Source organism: Couchioplanes caeruleus, from assembly GCF_023499255.1.
Taxonomy (GTDB): Bacteria; Actinomycetota; Actinomycetes; order Mycobacteriales; family Micromonosporaceae; genus Actinoplanes; species Actinoplanes caeruleus_A.
Genome location: NZ_CP092183.1, coordinates 5,779,462 through 5,803,967 on the forward strand (window position 1 = coordinate 5,779,462; position 24,506 = coordinate 5,803,967).

Annotated in this window: 26 protein-coding genes and 2 pseudogenes; 5 read left to right on the top strand and 23 right to left on the bottom strand. The window is 73.0% G+C overall.

The genetic code is table 11. The features are described from left to right. Positions 1-44 precede the first annotated feature (44 nt). The 13 genes and pseudogenes from COUCH_RS26730 to coxB all read right to left on the bottom strand — a co-directional run bounded on the left by COUCH_RS26730 (position 45) and on the right by coxB (position 10,534). Complete coding sequence (locus tag COUCH_RS26730) at positions 45-329, bottom strand: hypothetical protein (protein WP_249607961.1); 285 nt, start codon at positions 327-329, stop codon at positions 45-47. Next, complete coding sequence (locus COUCH_RS26735) at positions 326-733, bottom strand: DUF1622 domain-containing protein (protein WP_249607962.1); 408 nt, start codon at positions 731-733, stop codon at positions 326-328. The genes COUCH_RS26730 and COUCH_RS26735 overlap by 4 nt, the downstream gene beginning before the upstream one ends. 79 nt (positions 734-812) lie before the next feature. After that, on the bottom strand, positions 813-1,223 hold the full coding sequence (locus COUCH_RS26740) for an FAD-dependent monooxygenase (RefSeq protein ID WP_249607963.1): 411 nt from the start codon (positions 1,221-1,223) through the stop codon (positions 813-815). A 256-nt stretch (positions 1,224-1,479) separates the two neighbouring features. Then, positions 1,480-2,067 (bottom strand): annotated as a pseudogene (locus COUCH_RS39240) (FAD-dependent monooxygenase); the annotation flags it as partial. Next, a complete protein-coding gene (gene qcrB / locus COUCH_RS26745) occupies positions 1,995-3,683 on the bottom strand; it encodes a cytochrome bc1 complex cytochrome b subunit (protein ID WP_249607964.1) in 1,689 nt (562 codons plus the stop codon). The gene qcrB and the pseudogene COUCH_RS39240, both read right to left, overlap by 73 nt. Beyond that, positions 3,680-4,546: a ubiquinol-cytochrome c reductase iron-sulfur subunit gene (locus tag COUCH_RS26750; RefSeq protein ID WP_249607965.1), complete on the bottom strand. Its 867-nt coding sequence runs from the start codon at positions 4,544-4,546 to the stop codon at positions 3,680-3,682. The genes qcrB and COUCH_RS26750 overlap by 4 nt, the downstream gene beginning before the upstream one ends. Continuing rightward, entirely contained in the window at positions 4,543-5,307 is a 765-nt protein-coding gene (gene qcrC / locus COUCH_RS26755; protein ID WP_249607966.1) for a cytochrome bc1 complex diheme cytochrome c subunit, read from the bottom strand. The genes COUCH_RS26750 and qcrC overlap by 4 nt, the downstream gene beginning before the upstream one ends. 10 nt (positions 5,308-5,317) lie before the next feature. Next, positions 5,318-5,710, bottom strand: coding sequence for a c-type cytochrome (locus COUCH_RS26760; protein WP_249607967.1), 393 nt, complete (start codon positions 5,708-5,710; stop codon positions 5,318-5,320). Further along, complete coding sequence (locus COUCH_RS26765) at positions 5,707-6,588, bottom strand: cytochrome c oxidase assembly protein (RefSeq protein WP_249607968.1); 882 nt, start codon at positions 6,586-6,588, stop codon at positions 5,707-5,709. Before COUCH_RS26765 ends, COUCH_RS26760 begins: the two co-directional genes overlap by 4 nt. Beyond that, positions 6,579-6,962 (bottom strand): hypothetical protein, encoded by a 384-nt coding sequence (locus COUCH_RS26770; protein WP_249607969.1) that lies wholly within the window; start codon positions 6,960-6,962, stop codon positions 6,579-6,581. Before COUCH_RS26770 ends, COUCH_RS26765 begins: the two co-directional genes overlap by 10 nt. Next, entirely contained in the window at positions 6,962-7,579 is a 618-nt protein-coding gene (locus COUCH_RS26775) for a cytochrome c oxidase subunit 3 (RefSeq protein ID WP_249607970.1), read from the bottom strand. Before COUCH_RS26775 ends, COUCH_RS26770 begins: the two co-directional genes overlap by 1 nt. Then, positions 7,576-9,510, bottom strand: a complete 1,935-nt coding sequence (gene ctaD, locus COUCH_RS26780; RefSeq protein ID WP_249607971.1) for a cytochrome c oxidase subunit I — start codon at positions 9,508-9,510, stop codon at positions 7,576-7,578. Before ctaD ends, COUCH_RS26775 begins: the two co-directional genes overlap by 4 nt. 7 nt (positions 9,511-9,517) lie before the next feature. Next, on the bottom strand, positions 9,518-10,534 hold the full coding sequence (coxB, locus tag COUCH_RS26785; RefSeq protein ID WP_249607972.1) for a cytochrome c oxidase subunit II: 1,017 nt from the start codon (positions 10,532-10,534) through the stop codon (positions 9,518-9,520). Positions 10,535-10,694: 160 nt separating this feature from the next. Here coxB and ccsA point away from each other — a divergent pair, with 160 nt between their 5' ends. Genes ccsA through COUCH_RS26810 form a run of 5 tightly spaced genes read left to right on the top strand, consistent with a single transcriptional unit; the run spans position 10,695 to position 15,166 of the window. Beyond that, positions 10,695-11,429 carry a cytochrome c biogenesis protein CcsA gene (gene ccsA / locus COUCH_RS26790; RefSeq protein WP_249607973.1) on the top strand — a complete coding sequence of 245 codons (735 nt, stop codon included), beginning with the start codon at positions 10,695-10,697 and terminating at the stop codon, positions 11,427-11,429. Beyond that, entirely contained in the window at positions 11,426-11,824 is a 399-nt protein-coding gene (locus tag COUCH_RS26795) for a cytochrome c maturation protein CcmE (protein WP_249607974.1), read from the top strand. Before ccsA ends, COUCH_RS26795 begins: the two co-directional genes overlap by 4 nt. Beyond that, positions 11,824-13,734, top strand: a complete 1,911-nt coding sequence (locus COUCH_RS26800; protein ID WP_249607975.1) for a heme lyase CcmF/NrfE family subunit — start codon at positions 11,824-11,826, stop codon at positions 13,732-13,734. Before COUCH_RS26795 ends, COUCH_RS26800 begins: the two co-directional genes overlap by 1 nt. After that, positions 13,731-14,285: a TlpA family protein disulfide reductase gene (locus COUCH_RS26805; RefSeq protein ID WP_249607976.1), complete on the top strand. Its 555-nt coding sequence runs from the start codon at positions 13,731-13,733 to the stop codon at positions 14,283-14,285. The genes COUCH_RS26800 and COUCH_RS26805 overlap by 4 nt, the downstream gene beginning before the upstream one ends. Next, positions 14,282-15,166, top strand: coding sequence for a cytochrome c-type biogenesis protein CcmH (locus COUCH_RS26810; protein WP_249607977.1), 885 nt, complete (start codon positions 14,282-14,284; stop codon positions 15,164-15,166). The genes COUCH_RS26805 and COUCH_RS26810 overlap by 4 nt, the downstream gene beginning before the upstream one ends. 90 nt (positions 15,167-15,256) lie before the next feature. Here the strand turns inward: COUCH_RS26810 and COUCH_RS26815 are convergent, their stop codons facing one another. From COUCH_RS26815 to COUCH_RS26860, 10 genes and pseudogenes are all read right to left on the bottom strand, one after another. After that, positions 15,257-15,502 (bottom strand): BON domain-containing protein, encoded by a 246-nt coding sequence (locus COUCH_RS26815; RefSeq protein ID WP_249607978.1) that lies wholly within the window; start codon positions 15,500-15,502, stop codon positions 15,257-15,259. 51 nt (positions 15,503-15,553) lie between these two features. Beyond that, entirely contained in the window at positions 15,554-16,258 is a 705-nt protein-coding gene (locus tag COUCH_RS26820; RefSeq protein ID WP_249607979.1) for a DUF4142 domain-containing protein, read from the bottom strand. Positions 16,259-16,339: 81 nt separating this feature from the next. After that, entirely contained in the window at positions 16,340-16,837 is a 498-nt protein-coding gene (locus COUCH_RS26825; protein ID WP_249607980.1) for a MarR family winged helix-turn-helix transcriptional regulator, read from the bottom strand. Positions 16,838-17,534: 697 nt separating this feature from the next. Then, positions 17,535-18,173, bottom strand: a pseudogene (locus COUCH_RS39245) (sigma-70 family RNA polymerase sigma factor); the annotation flags it as partial. A gap of 370 nt (positions 18,174-18,543) precedes the next feature. Next, the gene (locus COUCH_RS26835) at positions 18,544-19,551 is read right to left on the bottom strand and encodes an ion channel (protein ID WP_249607982.1); all 1,008 of its coding nucleotides are present in this window, start codon (positions 19,549-19,551) and stop codon (positions 18,544-18,546) included. A gap of 19 nt (positions 19,552-19,570) precedes the next feature. After that, positions 19,571-20,593: a S1C family serine protease gene (locus COUCH_RS26840; protein ID WP_249607983.1), complete on the bottom strand. Its 1,023-nt coding sequence runs from the start codon at positions 20,591-20,593 to the stop codon at positions 19,571-19,573. 86 nt (positions 20,594-20,679) lie between these two features. Then, positions 20,680-20,904: a hypothetical protein gene (locus COUCH_RS26845; protein ID WP_249607984.1), complete on the bottom strand. Its 225-nt coding sequence runs from the start codon at positions 20,902-20,904 to the stop codon at positions 20,680-20,682. Positions 20,905-20,906: 2 nt separating this feature from the next. Beyond that, positions 20,907-22,724: a glycoside hydrolase family 15 protein gene (locus tag COUCH_RS26850; protein ID WP_249607985.1), complete on the bottom strand. Its 1,818-nt coding sequence runs from the start codon at positions 22,722-22,724 to the stop codon at positions 20,907-20,909. 35 nt (positions 22,725-22,759) lie between these two features. Beyond that, entirely contained in the window at positions 22,760-23,737 is a 978-nt protein-coding gene (locus COUCH_RS26855; RefSeq protein WP_249607986.1) for a cation diffusion facilitator family transporter, read from the bottom strand. A 4-nt stretch (positions 23,738-23,741) separates the two neighbouring features. After that, entirely contained in the window at positions 23,742-24,494 is a 753-nt protein-coding gene (locus COUCH_RS26860) for a ZIP family metal transporter (RefSeq protein ID WP_249607987.1), read from the bottom strand. Positions 24,495-24,506: the final 12 nt, after the last annotated feature.

Here is a 24,506-nt window from a genome sequence, read left to right on the forward strand (position 1 = left end):
CCGGCCCGCCACCGCAGCGCACAGCGGCGGGTGACGTCGCGGCGTCAGGAGTCGTTCCGCGACCGGCGCGGGAACAGATCACGCAGCCCCGCGGCGGAATGACGCAGACCCAGGCCCGCGGTCTGCCGGACGGCGAGAACCAGCGCGGCGACCAGCGGCGGACCCCAGTCCCGGGCGAAGCTGAGGTTGAGCAGGCCCGCCGCGAGCCAGAAGTCGAGCGCCACCCGCAAGCCGGCGCGCCCGTCGCGGGCGGACACGGTCACCACCGCGCCCGCCAGCAGACCGGCGGCCACGCACCACAATGCCGCCGCGTGGATCACTGCGCTCATCGCGACACCCGGGACGGGTCGGCGGGGTCCGGCACGGCCTCGGCCGTGCGGCGCTCGAGCTCCGTGCGTTCCTCTTTGATCTCGCGCGCCAGGAAGTAGTTCAACGCCGTACGGATGGCCGCCACGGCGGCGAGCTCGCCGATCTCCCGCAGCGTCGGCGCGATCGCCGTCCGCAGGATGTCCGAGGCCAGCTGGAACTCGAGCCCGAGCGCGAGGAAGCGCCCCAGGCTCAGGCGTACGGGCACGAACCGCTCGGTGCCCCCGCGGCGTACGGCGGCTATCAGGAACCAGACGAACGCCGTCACCGCACCGGTGAAGATCACCACTGCCCCGGCCGCCTCGACCAGGCGTACCAGCAGGTCCACGGCCCGCGACAGCCACTGCTCACTCACGAGCGCATCCATGCACGGGTCATTCCCGATCTTCGGCACCGTACACGGACTGCCGCCGGCCCCGCGGCGGTGGGGGGACCGTCCGGGCCGGTCAGCCGCCGACGCCGGTTCTGCGGGCCTGCTCGGCGATCATCGCGGTGGGCTTGCCGACCAGGGCCCCGGCGACCAACCGGTCGGCCACGGGCAACCCGGCCAACGCCAAAGACGCTCGGCGCAGCCACCGCTGGGTGCGGGTCGCGGGCAGGAACCAGCGCCGGCTCTTGCGGCCGGTGGCCTGCTTGTCCAGCACCACCGGGCGCAGCACCCGCTCGTAGCCGGCCAGTCCCGCTTCGACGGATGGGCTCCGGGCGAGGTTGCCGGCCAGCACGTACGCGCCGGCCACGGCCAGGGACGCGCCCTGCCCGGCCAGCAGCGAGACCGCGTACGCGGCGTCGCCGAGCAGCACCACCCGGCCGCGGCTCCAGGACGGCATCTCGACCTGCGCGACGTGGTCGTAATACACCTGTTCCGGCGGCGGCCAGCGCCCGCGGCGCGATCCAGCCGAGGCTGCCGTACTCGGCGCGCAGGGCGGCCCGCGGGTCGGCCGGCAGCGTGTGGTCGGCGCTGGGGTGTACGGCGAACACGGCGACCCGGCCGTCGCGCAACGCGTAGAAGCCCATGGTGCGGTGCAGCGTGTCGGTCAGGCAGAACCGGCCCGCCACCTCGGCGTGCGCCTGCGGGTCCTCGAACGTGAACGCCGCGGTGTGCAGCCCGAGGTACCGCACGAAGCCCGGATCGGGCCCGAAGACCAGCGCACGGACGCCGGAGTGGACGCCGTCGCAGCCCACGAGCAGGTCCGCGGCCAGTGTGCTGCCGTCGTCGAGGGTCACCGTGACCCCGTCCGCGCGGTCGTCCACTGCGCTGATCGTGGTGGCGTGGCGCAGGTCGACGCCGGCGGGCAGCTGGTCGCGCAGTACCCGTTCCAGGTCCGGGCGTCTGATGCTGACCACCCGGCCGCCGGCGGCCTTGGCGAACCTGGCGTACCGCAGCCCGGCGCGGCGGCGCCCGGTCTCGTCGCAGTAGGCCAGCTCCTCGACCTGATAACCCAGCTCCAGGATGCCGGGGAGCACGCCCATCGCCTCCGCGGCGTCGTATCCGGGCCCGAAGAAGTCGAGCACGTAGCCACCCGTACGCGGGCCCGGCGCCTTCTCGATCACGGTGACCTGGGCGCCGTGCGCGTGCAGCTGCCGGGCCAGGGCCAGCCCGGCGATGCCGGCGCCCGAGATGATCGCTTTCACTTCGAGGCCTCCGATCGGGACGGTTGCCGGCGGTCCGCGCGCCGCCCGAGCACGGCCATCGCCACCCACACCAGGGCGGCCGCCACCTTGGTGGCCGGCCCCGGCTCGCGGCGCGGCGGCGGCAGCACCACACCCTCCGGCGGCTCGTCCTGCTCCACGGGTACGCCCGGATAGGCGGTCCGCGCCGCGTCCAGCGCCCCCTCACGATCGAGGAACACCTCGTTGCTCGCGAGGTCGGCGCCCGGCCCGTGCCACCGCCACCGCCACGTGTCGTCCGGGTTGCGCCACAGCCGGATGCGTTCCGCGGGGTGGTCGGTGTCCCCCGGCGACGCCGCCGGGCCGGTCATGCCGGCGTGCAGATCCGCACGGGTCAGCTCCCCCACGGTCGTCGCGGTTCCCGCCCGCAACGACCGCGCGACCAGGAACGCCACGGCCGCAACGGCGAAGGGCAGGACCAAAAGGAGAATCTGCAGGGTACGCAGGATGCCGAGCACCGGTATCCCGCTCAGCCGGGCGATGATGTCGTCGGCCGCGGCGACCAGCAGGACAGCGAAGAAGGTCAGGGCGTACGCGCCGGCCGCCACCCGTCCGGGGCGGTCCCGGGGCCGCTCGAGGATCTGGTGCGACGCCTTGTCCCCGGTGCGCCACCGTTCCAGCCACGGCCACGCGTACAGCAGCAGGAACGTGACCGTGCCCAGACCGACGGCGGGGAAGAACGGCGCGGGGATGAGATGGCCCGCGACGTGGACTTCGATCGGGGGGAACAGCCGCAGTGCGCCGTCGCCCCAGGCCACGTACCAGTCGGGCTGGGCGGGTGAGGTGGCCTGTGCGGGATGGAAGGGCCCGTAGATCCACACGGGGTTGATCTGCACGAGGCCGCCGAGCGCGAAGACCGCGGCCAGCACGCCGGTGAGCAGGCTGAGCGACCGCACCGCGTACGCCGGCCACAGCCGCGAGCCGACGACGTTGTGCTCGCGGCGTCCCGGGCCGGGGAACTGCGAGTGCTTCTGCCGGATGATCATGACCAGGTGCAGCGAGATGAGGGCCAGGAAGACGGCCGGCACGATGAGGACATGGCTGATGTAGAGCCGCGGGGTGGTCTCGTCGCTGGGAAACTCGCCACCGAAGGCCAGCATCGCGATCCAGGAACCCACCACGGGAACCGACAGCACCGTCGAGTAGATGATCCGCAGGCCGGTCCCGGACAGCAGGTCGTCGGGCATCGAGTAGCCGGTGAAGCCGTTGAGCAGCGCCAGGGCGAGCATCGTGACGCCGACGACCCAGTTCAGCTCGCGGGGCCGGCGGAACGCGCCGGTGAAGAAGACCCGCAGCAGGTGCACGACGATCGCGGCGACGAACAGCAGGGCCGCCCAGTGGTGCGCCTGCCGCATCAGCAGGCCGGCGCGTACGTCGAAGCTCAGCGCGACCGTGGAGGCGAAGGCGCTGGACACCGTCGATCCGTCGAGCGGCTGGTACGCCCCGTCGTACACGGTCTCGGCGGTACTGGGTTCGAAGAACAGGGTCAGGTACGTGCCGGTGAGCAGCAGCGCCAGGAACGCGTAGACGGCGACCTCGCCGAACATGAACGTCCAGTGGTCCGGGAAGACCTTCGCGAGGGCCGTACGCCCGGCCGACGTGGTGCCGAGCCGGGCGTCGAGGGCCCGGTAGAGGCGTCGGGTGATCATGGATAGCTCCAGAACCCCGCGCCGGGCGGGGCGGTGAAGTCGCCGCGGGCGCGCAGATATCCGTCGGTGCCGACCTCGATCGGCAGGCCCGGCAGCGGCCGCGCGGCCGGTCCCGCGATCGGCGCGGCGTCACGGTTGAGGTCGAACGTGCTCTGGTGGCACGGGCACAGCATCCGGGCCGTGGTCTGCTCGTACAGGGCGACGGGACAGCCGGCGTGGGTGCACAGCAGCGAGTAGGCGACCACGTCCCCGACCCGTCCCGCCCCGGGTTCCTGCCGCAGCCGTTCCGGGTCGAGCCGGACGACGAACGCGGGGGTGTCGCCGTCGCCGATGTGGCCCTCCGGCACGACGATCTGGATCGTCTCGCCTCCGATGTCGGTCAGGCGTACCGGTGTCCCTTCGGGGGTCACGAGGCGGGTGCCGGCCTGCCACGCGGTGTGCCGCAGCATGGTGACCGGGTCGGGCCTGCGGAAGGAGAGCAGCGAGCGGAGCGGGAACAGCAGGGCGACACCGATCGACCCGGCGCCGAGCAGCAGCATGCCCACGAGCCCGCGACGTCCGAGCGGGCTCTCCGGGCCGTCCATCGCCTCGGCGAGCAGATCACGGCGCCGGGGCGGGGCGCTCAGTCCGGGCTTCTGCTCCACGTAGCCGCCGGTGGGCAGCAACCGGCGACCCCAGGCGGCCAGGCCGTACGCCAATCCGGCGAAGGCCAGACCGAGGCTCACGCCCAGCAGTTGCGTGTTGCCACCCAGGCTGTACGTGACCGCGAATCCCACAGCACCGAGCACCGCCGCGCCGAAGGCGAGACGGATGCGGCGCACCGCGCCCTTCTCGCCGCTCATCGGTCCACGCGCGCGGGTCATCGGGCCCGGCTCCCCAGCCGGCGGGCGAGCAGCAGCAGCACACCCAGTCCCAGCACCCACGCCACGGCGCCCTCCGGGAAGGGTCCGAGCCGCCCGAGCGACCATCCGCCACGATCCAGGTCACCGCGGTCGTTCTGCAGGACGTCGACGTAGGCCGCGATGTCGTCCACCTGCGCGTCGGTGAGCACGCCGGACGGGAAGGCCGGCATGAGCCCGGGCCCCACCCGTACGGCCTCACCGATCTGGGTGGGGGTGGCCTGGAAGAGCGAGGGCGCGAAGCGGCCGTTGGTCAAGGTGGCGCCGACGCCGGCGGCCGAGTGGCAGGCCGAGCAGTACGTGAGGTACAGCTCGCGGCCCGAGCGGGTGTGCCCGCCACCGACCGTGGGGATCGGTGGACCACCGCCGGGCGGGAAGGAGGCCACGTGCTGCACCAGCGCCCGGATGTCCGACTCGGAGAACACCGGCTCCCGGTGTTCCTGAACCCGGTGCTCGGTGCGCAGGGGCATCCGGCCGGTGCTGAGCTGGAAGTCCACGTCCGCCGGTCCGACACCGGTCAGTGCGGGGCCACGCTGGCTGCCCTCGCCCTGCTGTCCGTGGCAGCTGGCACAGCTCTGTTGATAGAGCTGGGTGCCACGGTCGGATGCGGCGGACGGCGACGGCTGCGGCGACGGCGACGTCAGCGGCAGGCCCAGTACGCCGAGACCGGCCGCTGCGGCCAGGACCCGGCGCCCGCGGCGTGGTGTGGGGGGTACGTCGGTCACGGTGCGCCCCTCAATCCAGGGTGAACAGGTAGGCGGCGATGTCCTGGGCGTCGGTGGGGCTCACGCCCAGGTCGGGCATGGCGGTTCCGGGCTCGACAGCTTGCGGGTCCATCACCCACCGCTGCAGGTTCGGACCGCTGTTGACGAGCTCCCCGGCGATGTACGACCGTTTGCCGAACGCCGTCAGCGGCGGCCCGACCAGCCCGTCGGCCCCCTTCACGCCGGGCACGGTGTGGCAGGAGCCGCACCCGTACGAGTTGATCAGCCGCTCGCCGCGGGCCGGGTCGCCGGCGGGCACCTCCGCGGGCGGCGCCGGCGGCACCGCAGCGCAGGCCGAGGGGGCCAGCAGCAGCGCGGCCGTCACGCCCACCGGCCAGAGCAGGCGGAGCCGATGCCTGATCATGCGGGTATCTCCTCTCGGCGGGGTCGTAGGTCGCGCCCGGCGGGGCTGCTCCGGTCGAGCGCGAGCATCCAGCGCAGGAAGAGGGCGACCGCGGCGACGAGCATGACGACGTCCATCGGGACCCACATGACCAGACCCGCGAGTTGCTGGTCGGCGAGCGGGTCCGGTCCGGCCAGCGTCCCGGGTGGATAGATCGGTCCGGAGGCCAGCGTGAGGACGGCCCCGAGCGCGGCGGCGGGCATGCCGGTGGCGAACAACAGCAGGAAGGACGCCGGGCCGCCGAGGCGGTTCGCGTGGGGGGCGAGCACGGTGGACCAGAGCAGCCAGGCCGCAGCGAGGAAGGATGCGTGTTCGGCCCCGTGCACGACGGCGTGGTGCTCGGCCCAGCCGTACGGGCGCGGCAGATGCCACCACCACAGCACCGCCGTGTGCACGCCGGCGGCGACGAGGGCCAGGTTCAGCGGCCGGCGCAGCCATCGGCCCGCCGGTCCCGACCGCAGCCGTGCCACGACAGCCCTCAGCCGCCGCGGCGCCGCCAGGCTCAGCGGCAGACCGGCGCCGCCACAGGCGAGCAACGGTCCCGCACCGAGCATCAGGATCATGTGCTGCACCATGTGCCCGGCGAACGACCCCTCGGCCAGCTCGTGCACCGGGCCACGCTGAGCGAGCAGCACCACGACGAGCCCCGCTACGAAGGCCGCGGCCCGCCACCGCGACACCACGGCGCCCCGGCCGCGCCGGGCCCACAGTTCGTGCACGCCACGGCCGTACGCGGCGCCCACCCCTGCCAGCGCCAGCAGGGCCGCCACCTCGGTCCAGGCGTCGGCACCGCCCGCGTCACCGTGGGCAAGAACGACGGCCGTCGTGGTCACTGACATGGCGACAGCACCAGAACGGCGGCGCCACCCGCGAGGATGATGGCCAGGAACAGCACGTCGGCGCACAGCCCGATCAGCAGCAGCATGCCGGTGCGCTCCATGCGCGGGCTGTCGTCATCGCGCTTCGCAGCCGTGGCCCGGCGCCAGCCGCGCCAGGCCAGCAGCAACGCCGCGATCGTGACCAGCGCCGGCACGGCCACCCCGGCGCCGACGATGCCGCGCACCGGCACACCGCCGACGCTGGTGTTGCCGGCCCGGCAGGTCAGCTCGTCGACGCCCCAGGCGACGAACAGGTGCACCGTCCAGGCGAGGGCACCGCCCAGCACCGCGAACCACAGGAGGAAACCGCCGGCCCGGCGGGTCTGTGTCGGCATCACAACCTCGGCGACAGATAGAGGCACAGGAAGATGGCCACCCACACGACGTCCACGAAGTGCCAGTAGATGGCCGTGAGCCGGACCCGCTCGTGCCGGCGGTAGCCGAAGCTGCCGCGCAGCGACGCGGCCAGCAACCAGCCGACCATCAGCAGCCCCACCGCCACGTGGAAGCCGTGCAGGGTGGTGGTCGTGTAGAACAGCGAGCTGTACGCGTCCGTGGTCAGGGTGTGCTTCTTGAGGTCCTCGGAGTACTCCCACGCCTGCATGCCGAGGAAGGCCAGCCCGAGCACCATCGTGATGGCGAGCCCGGCGCGCAGCCGCCACCGCTGTCCCTTGCGGATGCCGCGTTCGGCCCACATGACCGGCACGCTGCTGGGCAGCAGCAACGCCGTCATGATGACGACCTTCGTGAGCTTCGGGTCCTCGAGGGGCGGCGGCGGCCAGTGCGGGCCGGACTGGAACCGGATGTAGAAGTAGCTGCCCAGCAGGGCGGCGAAGATGGTCGCCTCGGTGGTGACGAACAGGACCATGCCCCACCAGCCGGTGGTCCGTCCCGAGGGCATCTCGGCCGACAGCAGCCGCGGCGACGTCGCCTTCTCCACCACCGCCGTCATGACGCCACCCCCGCTTCCTCGGGGGTGCGTTCCGGCGGCCACAGCCACCGAGCCACCGCGCCGAAGATCAGCAGCGCCCCGGCCCCGGCGAACCAGTACCAGCCCGTCCAGTACCACGCCCAGAGCAGCCCGAGGACGACGACGAGGATGCCCGCGGCGACGGCCAGCGGCAGCAGCGACGCCTCCGGCATCTCGATCACGCCCTCCTCCCGGCCGTCCAGCTCGCTGGTGGTCATCGCCCGGTGGTCCGGCAGCGGCTCATCGATGGCCAGCGCGCCGGTCGTACGCTCGTCCCACATCGGATGCAGGCTGTGCACCTGGGGTACGGGGGCGAAGTTGTACGGCCGCGGCGGCGAGGTGGTCCCCCACTCGAGCGTGTCGCCCTGCCACGGATCGTCCGGCGCGGGAGCGCCGCGGCGTACGGCGTGGACGACGCCGATGAGCACCAGCAGCAGCCCGACCGCGAGGATGTACGCGCCGACGGTCGAGATCAGGTTCCAGATGTCCCAGCCGAGTCCGCCCGGATAGGTGTAGATGCGCCGCGGCATGCCCAGCAGCCCCGAGACGTGCATCGGCATGAACGTCGTGTTGAAGCCGAGGAACACCAGCCAGAACGCCCAGCGGCTGAGCCTCTCGGCGTACATGCGGCCGGTGAACTTGGGCAGCCAGAAGTAGATGCCGGCGAGCATGGGGAACACCGCTCCCCCGAACAGCACGTAGTGGAAGTGCGCCACCACGAAGTAGGAGTCGGTCACCTGCTGGTCGAACGCGGTGATGGCGAACATGACGCCGGTGAAGCCGCCGAGCACGAAGGTCACGATGAACCCGACGACGAACAGGAACGGCGTACGCACGACGATCCGTCCGCGCAGCATCGTGAACAGCCAGGCGAAGATCTGGATGCCCGACGGGATGGTGATCAGCGTGCTGGCCGCGCTGAAGAAGCTGTAGGACAGCTGCGGCAGCCCGGTGGCGAACATGTGGTGCACCCACACGCCGAAGCTGATGATCGAGATGGTGACGATCGCCAGGACCATCAGCGGGTACGCGACGACGCCGCGCCGGCAGAACGCGGGCAGCACCGCCGAGACGATGCCCAGCGCCGGCATCACGATGATGTACACGTCCGGATGCCCGAAGATCCAGAACAGGTGCTGCCACAGCAGGGTGCTGCCGCCGTGCCCGGGATCGAAGAAGTGGGCGCCGAAGCGGCGGTCCAGGAACAGCATGGCGTTGGCCAGGTTCAGCGCCGGCAACGCGAAGATCACCATGAACGAGGTGCCGACGATCGCCCAGACGAACAGCGGCATCCGGTTGAGCGACATCCCGGGCGCGCGCATCTTGACCACGGTGACGATGAAGTTGATCGCGCCGGCGGTGGTGGAGACGCCGAGGAACAGCAGGCCGAGGGAGTAGACGTCGAGGTTGACGCCGGTCGAGTACGGCGTGTCGGTGAGCGGCACGTAGCCGAACCAGCCGCCGTCCGGGGCCCGGCCGACGAGCTGGCTGGTGAACATGACGGTCCCGGCGCACACGAAGACCCAGTAGCCGAAGGCGTTCAGCCGCGGGAAGGCCATGTCGCGGGCGCCGATCAGCAGCGGTACGAGGAAGTTGCCGAAGCCGAAGAACATCGGGGTCGAGAACAGGAAGATCATCGCGGTGCCGTGCATGGTGAACAGCTGGTCGTACATCTCCGGCGACAGCAGGGTCGCGTTCGGGCGGGCCAGCTGCGTGCGCAGGATCATGGCGTCGGTGCCGGCCAGGATGAAGAAGATCCCGGCGGTCACCATGTACCGGCGGCCGATGCGTTTGTGGTCCACGGTGCTGAACCAGCCGCGCAGCGACGGCCGCTCACCCCAGTCCCGCTCGAGCTCGGCCAGGGCCTCGTCGCGGGAGGTGGAGCGCGATTGTTCCTCGGTGTCGACGGACATGCGGCTCCTACTTCAGTGATCGCAGGTACGACAGCAGGTCCTGGAGGTCCTGCGCGGGTACGGGCTGCGGCGGCATCTTGTTGCCCGGCTTGATGGTCTGGGAGTTGACGATCCAGCCGCCGAGGTGGCCGGCGTCGTTCGGGGCGGCTCCGGCGCCGATGCTCCACCGAGAGCCGACAGTGGTCAGATCGGGTCCGACCCGGCCGGTCGCGGTGGTGCCCCGCACGGTGTGGCAGGACGCGCAGGAGCTGCGTTCGAACACCGCCCGGCCGCGTTGCTGGTCGGCGGTCAGCGTCGTCGTCGCGGGCTGCGCGGTCGCGGCGGCCCACGCGTCGAAGTCGGCGCGCGGCTGGGCGACGACCATGAGCGCCATGAAGGCGTGCTGCTTGCCGCAGTACTCCGCGCACTGGGCCCGGTAGCTCCCGGCGGTGCCGGTCTGCAGCCAGGTCTCGTTGACCTTGCCCGCGATGAGGTCCGTCTTGGGCATCAGCTGCGGCACCCAGAAGCTGTGCTGCACGTCCGCGGTCCGCAACCGCACCCGGACCGGCTCTCCCACCGGGATGTGCAGCTCGTTGGCGGTCACGGCGCCGGCGGGGTCGGCGTACCGGATCTCCCACCACCACTGGTGCCCGATCACGTCGACGGTCACCGCGGGGTCCTGCCGCGGCGCGGCCAGGGCGTTGAGGTCGCGCAGCCCGAGACCGTAGACGGTGACCAGGATCGCGAAGGGGATCACGACCCCGAGCACCGCGATGCCGCCGATCGCGTCACCGCCGCGGATCTTCGCCCGGGCCCGGCGCCGGCGCCACAGGGCCCAGCCGAGCAGCAGCATGACCTCGGCGAAGACGGCCATCGCGATCCAGAACATCAGCCACCACAGGCCCTCGATGCGCTGCGCCCCGGCGCCCGAGGCGTGCAGCGTGGACTGCTCGTGGCGCGCACAGCCGCCGAGCACCAGGGCGCACAGGACGATCGTCAGGCGCCACGGCGTACGGGCGCGGTGCCGCGATGGGTCACGCCGCATCCGTCCTCCTCTCGTCGCGGGGCGCGCCCTTGCCCCGGACCGCCGACGCTCAAAACGGCTGATCGACGGAAATTCGCGCCGGGGTTTTCGCGGTGCGCGACCGTTTGAGGCGCCGGGACCGGGGCAAGGGCGCGCCTCGGAGATACGCGGAGGAGCAACCATGCCGAACAACCTGCCGACACCGCTGCTCGACGGCCGCCGGGCGGCGCGGGACCGGCGCAACCTCGGCTGGGGCGCGGTGGGGCTGAGCGTCGCGGGCGCGCTCGCCGGCCTGACAGTCGCCCCGCCCGACGCCGTACAGGGCCAGGCGCAACGACTGATGTATCTGCACGTGCCCGCGGCGTGGACCGCCTACCTCGCCTTCTTCACCGTCCTGGTGAGCAGCGGGGCGTACCTGATCTGGGCGGATCCGCGCTGGGACCGGGCCGCTCGGGCGGCGGCCGAGATCGGCCTCGGCGCCACCGCCGTCACCTTCGCCGCGGGAACGGTCTGGGGCAGGGCGACCTGGGGTGTCTGGTGGGCGTGGGATCCGCGCATCGTCAGCACCATCGTCTTGTTCCTCGTCTACGCCGCCCAGGTGACCCTGCGCTGGTCCGAATCGGATCCGCACCGCGGCGCGCGGTACGCGGCCTGGCTCGGTGCGGCCGGCTTCGTGACCGTCCCCGTGGTGCACTTCTCCGTCGTCTGGTGGCGCTCCCTGCACCAGCAGGCCACGGTCCTCGCGCCGAGCGTGAACCCGCCGATCGACACGATCATGCTGGCCTCGCTGCTGCTGTGCACCGCCGCCGCCAGCGTCACGGCCGCCTGGCTCTTCCTGCGGCGCCTCGCCGTCCTGGAGGACCGTGCGGGTGTCCACGCCGCCGTACCGGATGCGGTGCCGGCGGGCCGCCGATGAGCGCGCGACGCAGCCGGGCGCTGCTCCTGCTGCTCGTGGTGGCCGGCGTCGCCCTGCTGGTGACGGCCGGCCTGCAGAACACCCTGACGTTCTACCGCTCGCCCAGCGAGATCACGCAGGGGCCGGCGGCGCACGACCGGGTCCGCCTCGGCGGAGAGGTGGTGCCGGGATCGCTGCGCACCGACGCCGGTGTCACCCGCTTCCGGATCAGCGACGGCACCACCGAGATCCCGGTGGAGCAGGTCGCCGACCTGCCGGGCACCCTGCGTGAGGGCCAGCAGGCCGTCGTCGAGGGCAGCCTCGACGACCACGGCGTCTTCCGCTCGGACACGGTCATGGCCAAGCACGGCAACGAGTACCGGCCCGCCGAGGCGGACGGGCAGGACAGCCGGTGATGAGCCAGGCCGGAAGTGTCGTGCTGGGCGCCGGGCTCGTCGCCGCGGTCGCCACCACCCTGCTGTGGGCGCGGGTGGCTCTGCTGGGCGTCCCCGCCCGGCCGGCCCGCGCCGCGACCTGGACCACGCTGGCCATGGCGGCCGCCGCCTGCGGCGTGCTCGAGGCGGCGCTCATCGGTCACGACTTCAGCGTCCGCTACGTCGCCGAGAACGGCGGGCGGGACGTACCCCTGTACTACACCGTCACCAGCCTCTGGGCGGCCCTCGACGGATCGCTGCTGCTGTGGCTGCTGATCCTCGCCGGCTGTGCCGTGGTGCTGGGCGGCCGGCGGCCCGGCCGGGCGGGGCCGCTGCGGCCGTACGCGATGGCCGTCGTCGGTGTCGTGACGGTCTTCTTCTTCGCCCTCACCTACTTCGCGGCGAACCCGTTCACCGAGGTGTCCCCGGTGCCAGCCGACGGCCCCGGGCCGAACCCGCTGCTGCGCGAGCACCCGGCCATGGGCGTCCACCCGCCGCTGCTGTACGCCGGCTACATCGGCATGGTGGTGCCGTTCGCGTACGGTGTCGCCGCGCTGCTCGCCGGGCGCACGGACCGGCTCTCCGTGGCTCTGATGCGCAGGTGGACGCTGGTCGCCTGGGCCCTGCTCACCGGGGGGATCACGATGGGCGCGTGGTGGTCGTACGCGGTCCTGGGCTGGGGCGGCTACTGGGCCTGGGACCCGGTGGAGAACGCCTCGCTGCTGCCCTGGCTGACCGCGACCGCCCTGCTGCACACCCTCGCGGCGCGACGCCGGGCCGGCGCCCTGCAGTCCTGGACCGTCGCACTGGCCTGCGGCAGCTTCCTGCTCGTGCTGGTGGGTACGTTCCTGACCCGCTCCGGCGCCGTGGCCAGCGTGCACGCGTTCACGGCGTCGCCGCTGGGCCCGATGCTGCTGGGCTTCGTGCTGGTCAGTGTCGCCACCGTCCTCGGGTTGCTGGTCTGGCGGTCGGGCACGCCGCGGGAGGCGCCGGCATCACCCCTGCTGGCCCGCGATTCGATGCTGACCGGCAACGCCGTGCTGATGGTCGCCCTCGCGGCGATCGTGCTCACCGGCACCCTGTTCCCGTTGCTGGTGCAGGCGGTCCAGGGCGATGCGGCGTCCGTGGGGCCGGGCTACTTCAACCGCTCGGCCGTGCCCGTGGCGCTGGTGGTGTTGCTGCTCATGGGCGTGGCGCCACTGCTGCGCGCGGATCGCGCCGCCGATCTGCGACGGCTGGGCCTGCCGGCGGCGGCCGGGCTGGCCACCGCGGCGGTGATCGGTCTGCTGAGCCGGCCCGGCATTCTGCCGCTGACGGCCTTCGCGCTCGGCGCGTACGTGCTCACCGGGCTGGTCGAGGCGGCCCTCCGGCGGCGTACGGGCCTGCGCCGCGCCGGCTGGCTGCTCGCGCACGCGGGCGTCGCGGTCGTGGCCGTCGGGGTCGCCGCGTCGTCGGCGTACACGGTCAGCACCGAACGGCAGCTCAAGGTCGGTGAGTCGGTCACCGCCGGCGGTGTGACCGCCCGGCTGGAGCGGGTCGGCAGTACGGCGGGACGCGGGGAGATGAGCAGCCGGGTCGTCCTGGAGCTCGGTGGCGGCGCGGACGGCCGCAGCGAGCCCGCGCTGCGCTACTACCCCGCCCGGGACCTCACCGTCAGCGTGCCCGCCATCAGGTCGCGGATCGGCGGCGACGTCTACACCACCGTGCTAGCGGCCACCGCGGACGGCACCGCGGCCACCGTCCGGCTGGCGGTCAACCCGCTGGTCTGGCTCGTGTGGCTCGGCGGTGCCCTCACCGCCCTGGGCGGGCTGACGGCTGCCGTGCGGCTTCCCTCGCGCAGGCGGGCCGCGGTGCCGGCGTCAGCCACCGGCGAACCGGTGGGTGTGGCATGAGCCGAGGACGAATCGTCGCTGCCCTGCTCGCGGCTGCCGCGGTGACCGCCCTGGGCGTCACCCTGGCGTCCGGCATCGGCGCCGCCTCGGGCGGTCCCGCAACGCCCGCCCCGGGACCGGTGACGCAGGCACGATCGGGAGCCGCCCCGCCGCTGGCCGGGACCACGCTCGCCGGTGCCCGGTTCGACCCCGCGGCGCTGCGCGGGAAGGTGGTCCTCGTCAACGTGTGGGCGTCCTGGTGCGATCCGTGCAGGCAGGAGCTGCCCGTGCTGGCCGCCGCGCAGCGTCGCTGGGCGTCGCACGGCCTGGCGGTCGTCGGCATCGACATCCGCGACAACGCCGAATCGGCGCGCGCGCTGCTCACCGACCTCGGCGTCCAGGACCTGCACAGCATCGCCGACACCCAGGGCACCACCGCGGTCGCGTGGGGCGCCCGCGGGGTGCCCGAGACCTTCGTCGTCGACCGGTCCGGACAGATGCGCTGGTGGGCTCAGGGTGCGGTGGACGCCGCCTGGCTGGAGCAGCGGGTCGGCCCGCTGATGAGCTCATGACGCCGCGCCGGCTGTTCACCCTCGGCTTGCTCGTCGTGCTCCTGGGCGCCGCCGGCACGGCGGTGTGGCGCTCCGCGGCGCCACGGCCCGATACCGCGCACAGCATCGCCCAGCACCTGCTGTGCCCGGCCTGCCAGGGCGAATCGGTGGCCCAGTCACAGTCCCCGATGGCCGCCGCCATGCGCGACACGATCGACCAGCAGCTCGCCGCCGGACGGACCGGTGAGCAGATCCGGCAGTTCTTCGTGGACCGGTACGGGCCCGGCGTGCTGGCCGAGCCCTCGTACCGGGGTCTCGGGCTGCTGCTGTGGGTGCTGCCGGCGCTGGCCGTCGCCGTGGTCGTGGTGCTCGTGCTGCGGCGCCGGCGGCGACCGGCCGGCGACCGGCCGGGTGCCGCCGTCGAGGAGGCGCCGCCAGCACGCAGGCCGGCGCGTGCCTGGGACGCCGTCGCGGTCGCGGTGATCGTGCTGGTCGCCGCGGTGGCCGTCGCCAGCCCGCACCGGGCCGCCGACAGCCGGCCGGTCGCGGCGGCGGATCCCGGGACGTCCCTGCAGGCTCTGGCACAGTCGCTCGAGGGCCAGGGCCGCTACGCCGAGGCGGCCGAGGTCTACCGCGACGTGGTGACCCGCAGCCCGGACGACCGTACGCGGCTCAAGCTGGCCTTCGCCCTGCTGCGCGCCGACCGGCCCGCCGACGCCGCCGCCACCGCGCAGCAGGTGCTCGACGATGCACCGGACAGCACCGAGGCGTTGCTGATCCTCGGCCTCGCCCAGCGCGCCTCCGGGTCACCCGCGGCGACGGCGACGCTGCGCCGGTTCCTGAAGGCCGCCCCCGGCGACCCCGCCGCCGCCGAGGTCCGGCGGCTCATGCCGGCGTCTTGAAGGCCCGGACCCCTGACCAAGGCACCTGCCGGAACGTTCAAGACCCTGGACCGGGAATGTCCGGGCCCACGGGCGCCGCCCGCGTGCGGGTCAGGACGCGTCCGGCACCAGCATGTTGCAGACGTCCTGCACGCCGGGGACCGCCCACACCTGACGTCCGGCAGCCTCCCGGATCGCCGCCGACTCCACCGTTCCCTCCAGGATGACGACGCCGTTCTGCACGGTGACCTGCACGTGGCGGCCTTGGATCCGGGTGTCGGCCACCAGCTGACCGGCGACGTGCGCAACGAGTTCCCGGTCGTCCTCGTCCCACGGTCCGGACGGACACGGCTTCATCAGCGGCTCCCCGCGATCAGGTGCAGTGATGCACGGAATCCGATCGTAGCCCTACGGCCGCGTACGCAGGTACAGCCGGAACCCGGTGAACAGGGCCAGCGCGGCCATGGCGGCCAGCACGGCCCACAGCACACCGGGCGCCAGCGGCGGGTTGATGCCCGCATTCGCGCGGGCCATCGCGAGCGATGACGTGTCCTGGGCGGCGGGCAGCGCCGCCGGGGCGAGCATTTCATAGCGCACCAGCCCGGTGCTCTCCAGCATCTTCATGTGGTTCATCACGAACGTGTTGGCGTCGTCGGCCAGCTTGCGGACCACGGGATCACGGGTGGCGGCCCGTACGGCGCCGATCACCGGGAAGATCTTGCCGTGCGCGTTGCGCAGCCGGGTCACGAAGATCTGGTCGAACTGGCGGCCGCGGGCGTTCTGCATCTCACCGAGCCACCCCTGCTGCTGGGTGGTCGGGGTCGACGGGAGGACCGCCCCGAGCTTGTTGGCCGCGTCCACCACCAGCTGGTCCAGCCGTACGTGCTGGTCGGCGATCATCTGCCCGACCTTGCGCACCTGAGGGCTGCCGCCACGGGTGGCGGCCATCTGCCCGGCGGGTATCTCCCAGAGGCCGGCCTGGCGGACGCCGTTGAGCAGCAGCATGTCCGCAGCGTTGAGCTGCGTCGGGCCCACCGGGGCGGCGGCCGCACCCCCGGCGGGAAGGGTCACCAGCACCACGACGGCGGCCAGGACGGCGAACAGGCGGGTCATCAGCACCTCCAGGAGAATCTCCGAGGGGTACGCGCCGCGCCGCAGAAAGGTTCACATGTGCACCTAAATTCGCGGGGCCGGTCAGGCGGACTCCGCCCACCGGCGCCACCACTGGGCGTCGGTCACCTCGCCCGACGCCTCCACGAGGGCCTCCACGACGGAGGCGAACGCCCGGGGCCGGGTCATCGACAGCTCCCCGACGAGCCCGGCGATCTCGGTGGCGCGCCGGCGCATGACCTCTCCGACGAGGTCCCGTCCGGCTGGCGTCAGCGTCACCCACGCGGCACGCCGGTCGTCGTCGCGGTTACGGCGGGCCACGAGCCCCTTGCGGACCAGGCGGTTGCACATCCGGGTGGCGGTCGAGGAGGTCACTCCGAGCTCCTGCGCCAGATCGACGACCCGCTGCGGCCCGGGCGACACCAGCAGGACCAGAGTCCGGTACTGCGCCAGCGTGACGTCCTCGTCCAGCCCGGCGAGCGACCGCGCGGCGAGGCCGACGAAGGCCCGGCTGAGCGCGAGCAGACTTGCTGTCACCTGCTGTTCGGCCTCGTCGCGCGCATCGGCGGCGGGAACGGTCATGGCCACACTGTGGCACAGCGGGCCGGGCTGTCGCGGGACGGGCCGCACGACGGCAATGGCCACCCCTGACACCGGGTGCGGTCACGGACGCCCTGCCCCCGGCCTCAGCCGGCGCGCATCCCGGCGGAGGGGTGCGCGGCCGCTGTGCTGCCTCCGCCGGTGCCGTCCATGCCGGACGACCGAGCCTGCCCGCGGCCGTCCGGACCGCGCGGGGGACGTCGGGGGCGTCGACGGGCGAGCCCGGGGGCGTGGTGCGTACCGGGTCGTCGCCGTGGTCGTCGCGATGAGGGGCGGCAGTGCTGAGCGGCCGGCAGGCCAGCAGCCGGGTCACCCCGAGCCGGCAGAGCGCGTCGTACAGCGGTGCCGGCACGTTCACCGCGGCAAGACGCGCCCCGCCGGCCCGGTACGCGTCCACCAGCGCCCGGGCGGCCGCCGGCGCAGCCACCTGCGCCTGCCGGAGGTCCACGATGACGCGTCCCCGCCGGGTGCCGACGACCGTGTCCACGAGCGCCCGGCGCAGCGTCGACGGCTCCACATCACCGCGGACCGTCACGACAGCTGCCTGCCGGGCGTCGTCCACGCTGATGCCCGTTCCCGCGTAGGACGGCGCGGCGGGCGGCTCGGCGGGGTCGTCGAGCCCGTGACGGAGCCGGTCGAGGATCCGGCGCAGGAGCCGGGAGACGTTCATCTGCGACATGCCGAGATCGGTGGCGATCCGTTCCTGGGTCATGTTCCCGAAGAAGTACAGGCAGAGGATCTGACGGTCCCGGTCCGGGAGGTCCCGTACCAGGTCGCGCAGGACCAGCTTGTCGCACATCGACAGCAGGGCACCGTCTTCGGCACCGACGAACTCGTGCCGCTCGGCGGCGTCGTCCGCGCCGGGCACCTTGGCGTTCAGCGAGCTCACGTCGTAGACCGTGGCGGCGCCCAACGCCTCCACGACCTCATGATCGGCGATCCCGAGCGCCGCCCCGATCTCCGTGATGCCGGGTGCCCGCCGCAGGCGCTGGACGAGCGCGGCCTTCGTTCGGGTGACGGCGAGATACCGCTCCTGCAGCCGGCGGGGCACGTGCACGTCCCACCCGTGGTCGCGGAAGTGCCGCTTGAGCTCCCCGGTGACCGTGGGGATGAGGTAGCCGAAGAACGGCCTGCCGCGCGCCGGGTCGAATCCGTCCACGGCCTTGACCAGCCCCAGCGCAGCCACCTGCCGCAGGTCGTCGGCGCACTGGCCGCGGTTCAGGTACCGGCAGGTCAGCCGGTACGCGAGCGGCAGGTTGAGCTCGATGATCCGGGCCCGGATCCGCCGTCGTTCGCCGCCGTCGGCCGCATCGGCCATCCTTCGGAACAGCGCTGCCGTCGCGCGTTCCGTGTCGTCCACGGAGCCGTGCGGCGCCCGTTCATCACCGGGCGCGGGCACGGCACCAGCATCCTGAAGTGTCACGAGTCTCCTCCGAGCGACAGGGAGAAGCCACCGGACCGGGTCCGGTGAGCGAGGGAGGCGTGGGCAGACCACGTGGGGAGGCGACCGGCGAGCCGGCGGAGAAGGCGGCCACGCGGGGCACGCCGCTACGACACCGGCTGTCCGGACCCGCCCGGCAGGCGCATCCGCGGGGATGCATGGCGCCGCTGTCTCGACGCCGCGGGGCGAGCTCGCCTGTGGCCATTCCCCCGCCGCCGGGGCCGAAACATCCCGGCTTCGCCGCCGGTCAGTGCACCGCGTCCCAGCCGCGCCCGTCTCCGAGCACCAGCCGGTGCAGAGCCCGCCGGCGCTCCGCCCCGGCGTCGGCTTCGGCGCGGAAGACCTCCTCCGGCACCGTCGGCATGCCGGAGCCGGCCAGCACCGCACGGTCCGACAGGGGTGGTACGGGCGGTTCCGCCGGTACCGCCGACGTCATCGCCACGGTGGAGACGTACCGGTCCACGGCGGCCCGCACGGGTGAGGTGACGCTGTCGTCGGGACGGACGTCGGGCCGCAGCGCAGCGCTGAGCAGCAGCATCGCGTCGTCGAGCCGGGCCACGGCGATCGGTGCGGAGACCAGCACGCTGCGGCTGCGGAAATAGTGCAGAGCCGGGTACGCCAGGTGCTGCTCGGCCACGACGGACAACTGCCCGGTCAGCGACACCAGGTGCTGGACGAAGGCGGAGCTGACGCCGCTCCCCGTCCAGCCCCGCCGGGCGATGTCGGCGGCGTCGCGGCCGAGCGCGTGGATGCGCACGGCGACCGCCCGGCGGCCGACGACCGCCGCCACGACGGAGACCAGGTACGTGATCGCCAGGGTGACCAGGAAGAGCCCGGTGAACGTGGAGACCGCGGTGAGGATCCGCCACGGCGTGCCCCCGGCCACGTAGTCGCCCACGCCGAGGGTGAAGATCGTGAACCCGGCGTAGTAGACGACCCCGGTCCAGCCGGCCGCGGCCCCCGTCCTGGCGTCCACCACGGCACCGTGCCCGCCGAGCAGGATCAGCGACCACCCGGCCCACAGCAGGGCCACCCAGACCATCACGGTGCTGATCAGGATCGCGGCGCCGGCGCCGCCGAGCAGCGCCGGCGCGCGGCCGCCCCGGAAGATCCGGAGGAGCAGCCGCCACAACCAACCCATGACCCGCCGGGTGAGCGGCCCGCCGCCCGCACCGACGACGAGCGTGGTGGCGAACGCGTCGGCGAACGTGACGACGATGATCAGCGCACCGGCGATCAGGCTGAGGACGTGCACCTTCGTCCCTCGGCCCTGATCAGCGGGACAGGGTGCCGAGCGTGACCGGGATGTCGGTGACGGCTCCGTCCCGGTTGACCTTCACGGTGACCTTCTCGCCCGGCTTCACCTTCCGCAGGGCGGCGTAGACGTCGCCGACCGTACGGATCGTGGCGTCCTCGAAGCCGACGATCACGTCACCGGCCCGGATGCCGGCGGTCGCCGCCGGGCTGCCCGGCTGAACCTGCCGCACCAGGGCACCGGTGGTGACCTTCATGCCGAGCGCCTGGGCGGTCTGCGGGGTCACGGTGGCCAGCACCACCCCGAGGAAGGGATGGGTGGCCTTGCCGGCCTTGAGCAACTGCTCGGTCACGTCGACGACGGTGCTCGCCGGGATGGCGAAGCCCAGGGAGACCGCGCCGGCCGACGGCGGGATGTACGCCTCGTTGACACCGACCAGCCGGCCCTGGGCGTCGACGAGCGCGCCGCCGGAGTTGCCCGGCGAGATCGCGGCGTCGGTCTGGATCAGGTCGACCAGCGGCCGGCCGCTCGTGGCCGAGCCCGGGATCTGCCGGCCGACTCCGGAGATGATGCCCTTGGTGACGGTGTTCTCGAAGCCGAGCGGGCTGCCCAGCGCCAGGGCCGTCTCGCCCTGCCGCGGCAGCTCCTGCCGGACCGTGACGGTGGGCAGACCGTTGCGGCCCACCTTCACCACGGCCAGGTCGGTGAGGTCGTCGGAGCCGGTGACCTGGCCCGGCACCTGCGTGCCGTCGGCGAACGAGACCTGGACCCGGTCCGCCGAACCGACGACGTGTGCGTTGGTGACGATCACGCCGTCGGCGCGGTAGATGACCCCGCTGCCCAGTCCTTCACCGGTCGTGATCGTGACGACCGAGGGTTCCACCGCCGACACCACGTCGACGATGCCGGTGTCCGCCGCCGCTGCGGCCGACGACTGCGACGGCGCCGCCGCGGGCGAGGGTGCGTCGTCGCTGCAGCCGGCCAACAGTGCCGCGGTCATCGCCGTGACCACGGCCCCAGCTGCGAGGCGCCTGGTTGTCATGGGTCTCCTCCTCGGATCCGGTCGATCCGGCGGTGCATCCGCCGCGGTCCGGCCTGCCCGGCCGGCCGCCGGGAACCGGTGCGGTTCTATGACGATCGGGTGACAGTCCCGCGTCGGGACGCCCTTGCGGGGGCGCGGCGGCCACCGCGCAGGGCGAGGCGGATCGCGTACGCGGCGACCGGCACCGCGACCGCAGCACCCGGCGCGCCGTAGCGGCTGATGAGCAGCGGGCTGAGGCAGCCGAGGGCCAGCGCCAGCAGGAGCCGGTGCCACGACAGCCGGGCCGCCGCCCGGATCGCCCGGTGGTCCATCGTCAGCCGGCGTCGCGGGAGGTGTGCTGGGCCGCGGAGTCCGCCGACGTACGGGTCGAGACGCCGCTGAGCAGCCGCGCCGAGTTCACCAGGCCGACCAGGCTGAACGCCTGCGGCGTGTTGCCCAGCTGGCGTCCCGATCCGGGGTCGTACTCCTCCGACAGCAGCCCGACGTCGTTGCGCAGGCCCAGCAGACGCTCGAACATCCGTTCGGCGTCGTCGCGGCGGCCGATCGCGTACAAGGCATCCACCAGCCAGAACGTGCAGGCCAGGAAGGCGCCCTCGGTGCCCGGCAGCCCGTCGACGCCGGCGTCCTCCGGCCGGTAGCGCAGCACGAAGCCGTCCTGGCACAGCTCCCGCTGCACCGCTTCGACCGTGCCGGCCACCCGCGGGTCGGCAGCCGGCAGGAACCCGACGCGCGGGATGAGCAGCAGGGCGGCGTCCAGGGCCGTCGAACCGTACGACTGGGTGAAGGAGTTGCGGTCGCTGTCGAAGCCCTTGGCGCAGACCTCCGCGTGGATCTCGTCGCGCAGGGCGCGCCAGCGGTCCACCGGGCCGTCGAGGTGGTGTCGTTCGACGGCGGTGACGGCCCGGTCGAACCCGGCCCAGGCCATGACCTTGGAGTGGACGAACTGCCGCCGGCCGCCGCGCACCTCCCACAGGCCGTTGTCCGGCTGCTGCCAGGCGCCCTCGAGGTAGTCGAGCAGGGCCTTCTGCAGGTCCCAGCCCGCGTCGGTGGCGGCGATCCCGGCCTCGCGGGCCAGGTGCAGGCCGTCGAGCACCTCGCCCCAGACGTCCAGCTGGAGTTGTCCGGCCGCGGCGTTCCCCACCCGTACCGGGCTCGAGTTCTCGTAGCCGCCCAACCAGTCGAGCGTGTACTCGGAGAGCCGGCGGGTGCCGTCGAGGCCGTACATGATCTGCAGGTCGGCCGGGTCGCCGGCGACGGCCCGCAGCAGCCACTCGCGCCATGCCTTCGCCTCGGCGACATAGCCCGTGCCCAGCAGGGCCTGCAACGTGAACGTGGCATCGCGCAGCCAGCAGTAGCGGTAGTCCCAGTTGCGGGGGCCGCCGATCTGCTCGGGCAGCGAGGTGGTCGCGGCGGCGACGATGCCCCCGGTCGGTGCGTACGTCAGCGCCTTCAACAGGATCAGCGACCGGCGTACCGCCTCGGGCCACCGGCCGTCGTAGTCGCTGCGGCCGATCCATTCCCGCCAGTACCGCCGGGTCTGCGTGAGGGCACGGGCGGCATCGACCGGGGCCGGCCGGGGCAGATGCGAGGCCTGGTACGTCAGGACGAACGGCACTCTCTGCCCCGCCCGTACGGTGAAGTCGGCGACCGTGGTCCGGTCCTCGCCCCGCACCCGTGCCTCGGTGCGCAGCCACATCGCGTCCGGACCGGCCACCGCTCCCAGGTCGGCGCCCTGCCGGCGGACCCATGGCACCACCCGGCCGTAGTCGAACCTCAGGATGAGGTCCATGCGCATCGGCACCTCGCCGGAGACGCCCTCCACGATCCGCACCACATCGGGGGCCTCGCCGCGCGGCGGCATGAAGTCGATGACCCGCACCACTCCGTCGGCGGTGTGCCACTCGCTCTCCAGCACCAGCGTGTCGTCGTGGTACCGGCGACTGGTCGCCGCGCCGGCACCGGCCGGCGCGATGCGCCAGTGCCCGGCACCGTCGTCGCCGAGCAGCGCCGCGAAGCAGGCGGCGGAGTCGAACCGGGGCAGACAGAGCCAGTCGATGGAGCCGTCCCGTCCGACCAGCGCGGCCGACTGCAGGTCTCCGATGAGCGCGTAGTCCTCGATGCGTCCGGGCATGCCGGGTCCTCCTCAGCGGTGCGGGCCGCGGCCGCCTACCCGGTCGCCCCGTCGGCAAACGGTGGTCCGGCTCCGGCGCGGTCTTCGTCCACGGTGACGGTCACCTGCTCGATGGCCGGATGACGCAGGAGCTCGGCTCTCAGCTGTGCGACGCGGCGCACCAGCTCCGCGGCCGAGTCCCGGTCGCCCCCGTGCACCGGAACGACCCAGGCGTTCACCAGCAGGCTGGAGGGGCCGACGTACACCGCGTGCAGCTCGCGGACCTCGCCGACCCAGTCCGCGGCCCCGACCTGGGCGCGGATGGGTTCGAGCACGTCCGGCGGCGCCGACTCGTCCAGCAGCAGGGTCTTGGAGCGGCGCGCCAGCAGGAACGCCACCACGATGAGCAGGGCACCGATGCCCATGCTGCCCACGGCGTCCCAGCCCGCCCAGCCGGTGCCGGCGTGCAGCAGCAGGGCCGCCAGGGCCAGGACGAGGCCGATCAGCGCCGCGGTGTCCTCCAGGAACACCGTCGTGGCGCTCGGATCGGACGCGCGCCGCAGGTGCTCGACGATGGACCGCTGCCGTCGCCGGGACTCCGCCCGCAACTGCTTGCGAGCCGTGTGCCACGAGTAGCTCTCGAAGCAGAAGGCCACGACGAGCACGCCGATGCCGACCCACAGCGATTCCAGCGGCTCCGGCATCAGCAGGCTGCGTACGCCCTCGCCGATCGACAGCGTGCCGCCCACCAGGAAGATGCCCAGCGCCGCGATGAACGTCCAGAAGTACCGCTCCTGGCCGTACCCGAAGGGATGCCGGGAATCCGGCGGCCTGCCGGACCGGTGCAGACCGATGAACAACAGCACCTCGTTGCCCGTGTCCGCGACCGAGTGGGCCGCTTCGGCCCACAGCGACGCCGAGCCGGTCAGCAGGGCGGCGACGATCTTGGCCACCGCGATCGCGAAGTTCGCGGTCACCGCGACGATCACCGTACGGGTGCTGTCGCCGCCGCCTTCGTCCTTCTCGCCGGTCACCGGCTCATCCGGCCTGGGAGAGGGCGAAGGCCACCAGGAATCCACCGACCGTGATCAGACCGATGAGCAGGTGCGCGTCCTCGAACGCCTCCGGGATCATGGTGTCGGCAATCATCGCGAGGATCGCCCCGCCCGCGAGCGCGGTGATGGCGGCCAGGACGGCGGCGGGGGCGCCACCCAGCAGCGTGTACCCCACGACGGCGGCGAGACCGCTGATCACGGCGATGCCGACCCACACGCCGAACACGTACCGCTTCGACCGCCCGGCGTGCCGCATGCCCGCCGCGCTGGACAGGCCCTCGGGGACGTTGCTGATGAACACGGCGATCACTGTGACGAGGCTGATCGCGCCGCCGCCCAGCAGGCTGGTGCCGATCACGATCGACTCCGGTATGCCGTCGAGCAGGGCGCCGAGCGCGAGCGCGACTCCCGAGCCGTCCTGTTCCTTCTCGGAGGGTTGCTGGTCGCCGGAACGCTTGCGATGCCGGGCACCGTGCCGGGCGAGCAGCACGTTGCAGCCGGTGTAGATCGCTGCACCGCCGATCGCGCCCAGGGCGGTGGGTGTCAGTCCGGCGCGCTCGTGCGCCTCGGCGATCAGTTCGAACGCCACGGCCGACAACAGGACCCCGGCGCCGAAGGCCATCACGGAGGCGATGATCTTCTGCGGTACGCGGGCCAGGTATCCCACCGCCGCGCCGACTATGAGGGCGGATCCGGCCAGGAGTCCCCAGCCGCCCGCTTGCAACCATCCAGGCATGAGCCCGCGCTT

What these genes read in the sequence shown, in the direction of transcription:
- COUCH_RS26730 (WP_249607961.1), bottom strand. Translation starts at nt 329, where the DNA reads ATGAGCGCAGTGATCCACGCGGCGGCATTGTGGTGCGTGGCCGCCGGT.
- COUCH_RS26735 (WP_249607962.1), bottom strand. Translation starts at nt 733, where the DNA reads ATGGATGCGCTCGTGAGTGAGCAGTGGCTGTCGCGGGCCGTGGACCTG.
- qcrB (WP_249607964.1), bottom strand. Translation starts at nt 3,683, where the DNA reads ATGATCACCCGACGCCTCTACCGGGCCCTCGACGCCCGGCTCGGCACC.
- COUCH_RS26750 (WP_249607965.1), bottom strand. Translation starts at nt 4,546, where the DNA reads ATGACCCGCGCGCGTGGACCGATGAGCGGCGAGAAGGGCGCGGTGCGC.
- COUCH_RS26760 (WP_249607967.1), bottom strand. Translation starts at nt 5,710, where the DNA reads ATGATCAGGCATCGGCTCCGCCTGCTCTGGCCGGTGGGCGTGACGGCC.
- COUCH_RS26765 (WP_249607968.1), bottom strand. Translation starts at nt 6,588, where the DNA reads ATGTCAGTGACCACGACGGCCGTCGTTCTTGCCCACGGTGACGCGGGC.
- COUCH_RS26770 (WP_249607969.1), bottom strand. Translation starts at nt 6,962, where the DNA reads ATGCCGACACAGACCCGCCGGGCCGGCGGTTTCCTCCTGTGGTTCGCG.
- COUCH_RS26775 (WP_249607970.1), bottom strand. Translation starts at nt 7,579, where the DNA reads ATGACGGCGGTGGTGGAGAAGGCGACGTCGCCGCGGCTGCTGTCGGCC.
- ctaD (WP_249607971.1), bottom strand. Translation starts at nt 9,510, where the DNA reads ATGTCCGTCGACACCGAGGAACAATCGCGCTCCACCTCCCGCGACGAG.
- coxB (WP_249607972.1), bottom strand. Translation starts at nt 10,534, where the DNA reads ATGCGGCGTGACCCATCGCGGCACCGCGCCCGTACGCCGTGGCGCCTG.
- ccsA (WP_249607973.1), top strand. Translation starts at nt 10,695, where the DNA reads ATGCCGAACAACCTGCCGACACCGCTGCTCGACGGCCGCCGGGCGGCG.
- COUCH_RS26795 (WP_249607974.1), top strand. Translation starts at nt 11,426, where the DNA reads ATGAGCGCGCGACGCAGCCGGGCGCTGCTCCTGCTGCTCGTGGTGGCC.
- COUCH_RS26800 (WP_249607975.1), top strand. Translation starts at nt 11,824, where the DNA reads ATGAGCCAGGCCGGAAGTGTCGTGCTGGGCGCCGGGCTCGTCGCCGCG.
- COUCH_RS26805 (WP_249607976.1), top strand. Translation starts at nt 13,731, where the DNA reads ATGAGCCGAGGACGAATCGTCGCTGCCCTGCTCGCGGCTGCCGCGGTG.
- COUCH_RS26810 (WP_249607977.1), top strand. Translation starts at nt 14,282, where the DNA reads ATGACGCCGCGCCGGCTGTTCACCCTCGGCTTGCTCGTCGTGCTCCTG.
- COUCH_RS26815 (WP_249607978.1), bottom strand. Translation starts at nt 15,502, where the DNA reads ATGAAGCCGTGTCCGTCCGGACCGTGGGACGAGGACGACCGGGAACTC.
- COUCH_RS26820 (WP_249607979.1), bottom strand. Translation starts at nt 16,258, where the DNA reads ATGACCCGCCTGTTCGCCGTCCTGGCCGCCGTCGTGGTGCTGGTGACC.
- COUCH_RS26825 (WP_249607980.1), bottom strand. Translation starts at nt 16,837, where the DNA reads ATGACCGTTCCCGCCGCCGATGCGCGCGACGAGGCCGAACAGCAGGTG.
- COUCH_RS26840 (WP_249607983.1), bottom strand. Translation starts at nt 20,593, where the DNA reads ATGACAACCAGGCGCCTCGCAGCTGGGGCCGTGGTCACGGCGATGACC.
- COUCH_RS26845 (WP_249607984.1), bottom strand. Translation starts at nt 20,904, where the DNA reads ATGGACCACCGGGCGATCCGGGCGGCGGCCCGGCTGTCGTGGCACCGG.
- COUCH_RS26850 (WP_249607985.1), bottom strand. Translation starts at nt 22,724, where the DNA reads ATGCCCGGACGCATCGAGGACTACGCGCTCATCGGAGACCTGCAGTCG.
- COUCH_RS26860 (WP_249607987.1), bottom strand. Translation starts at nt 24,494, where the DNA reads ATGCCTGGATGGTTGCAAGCGGGCGGCTGGGGACTCCTGGCCGGATCC.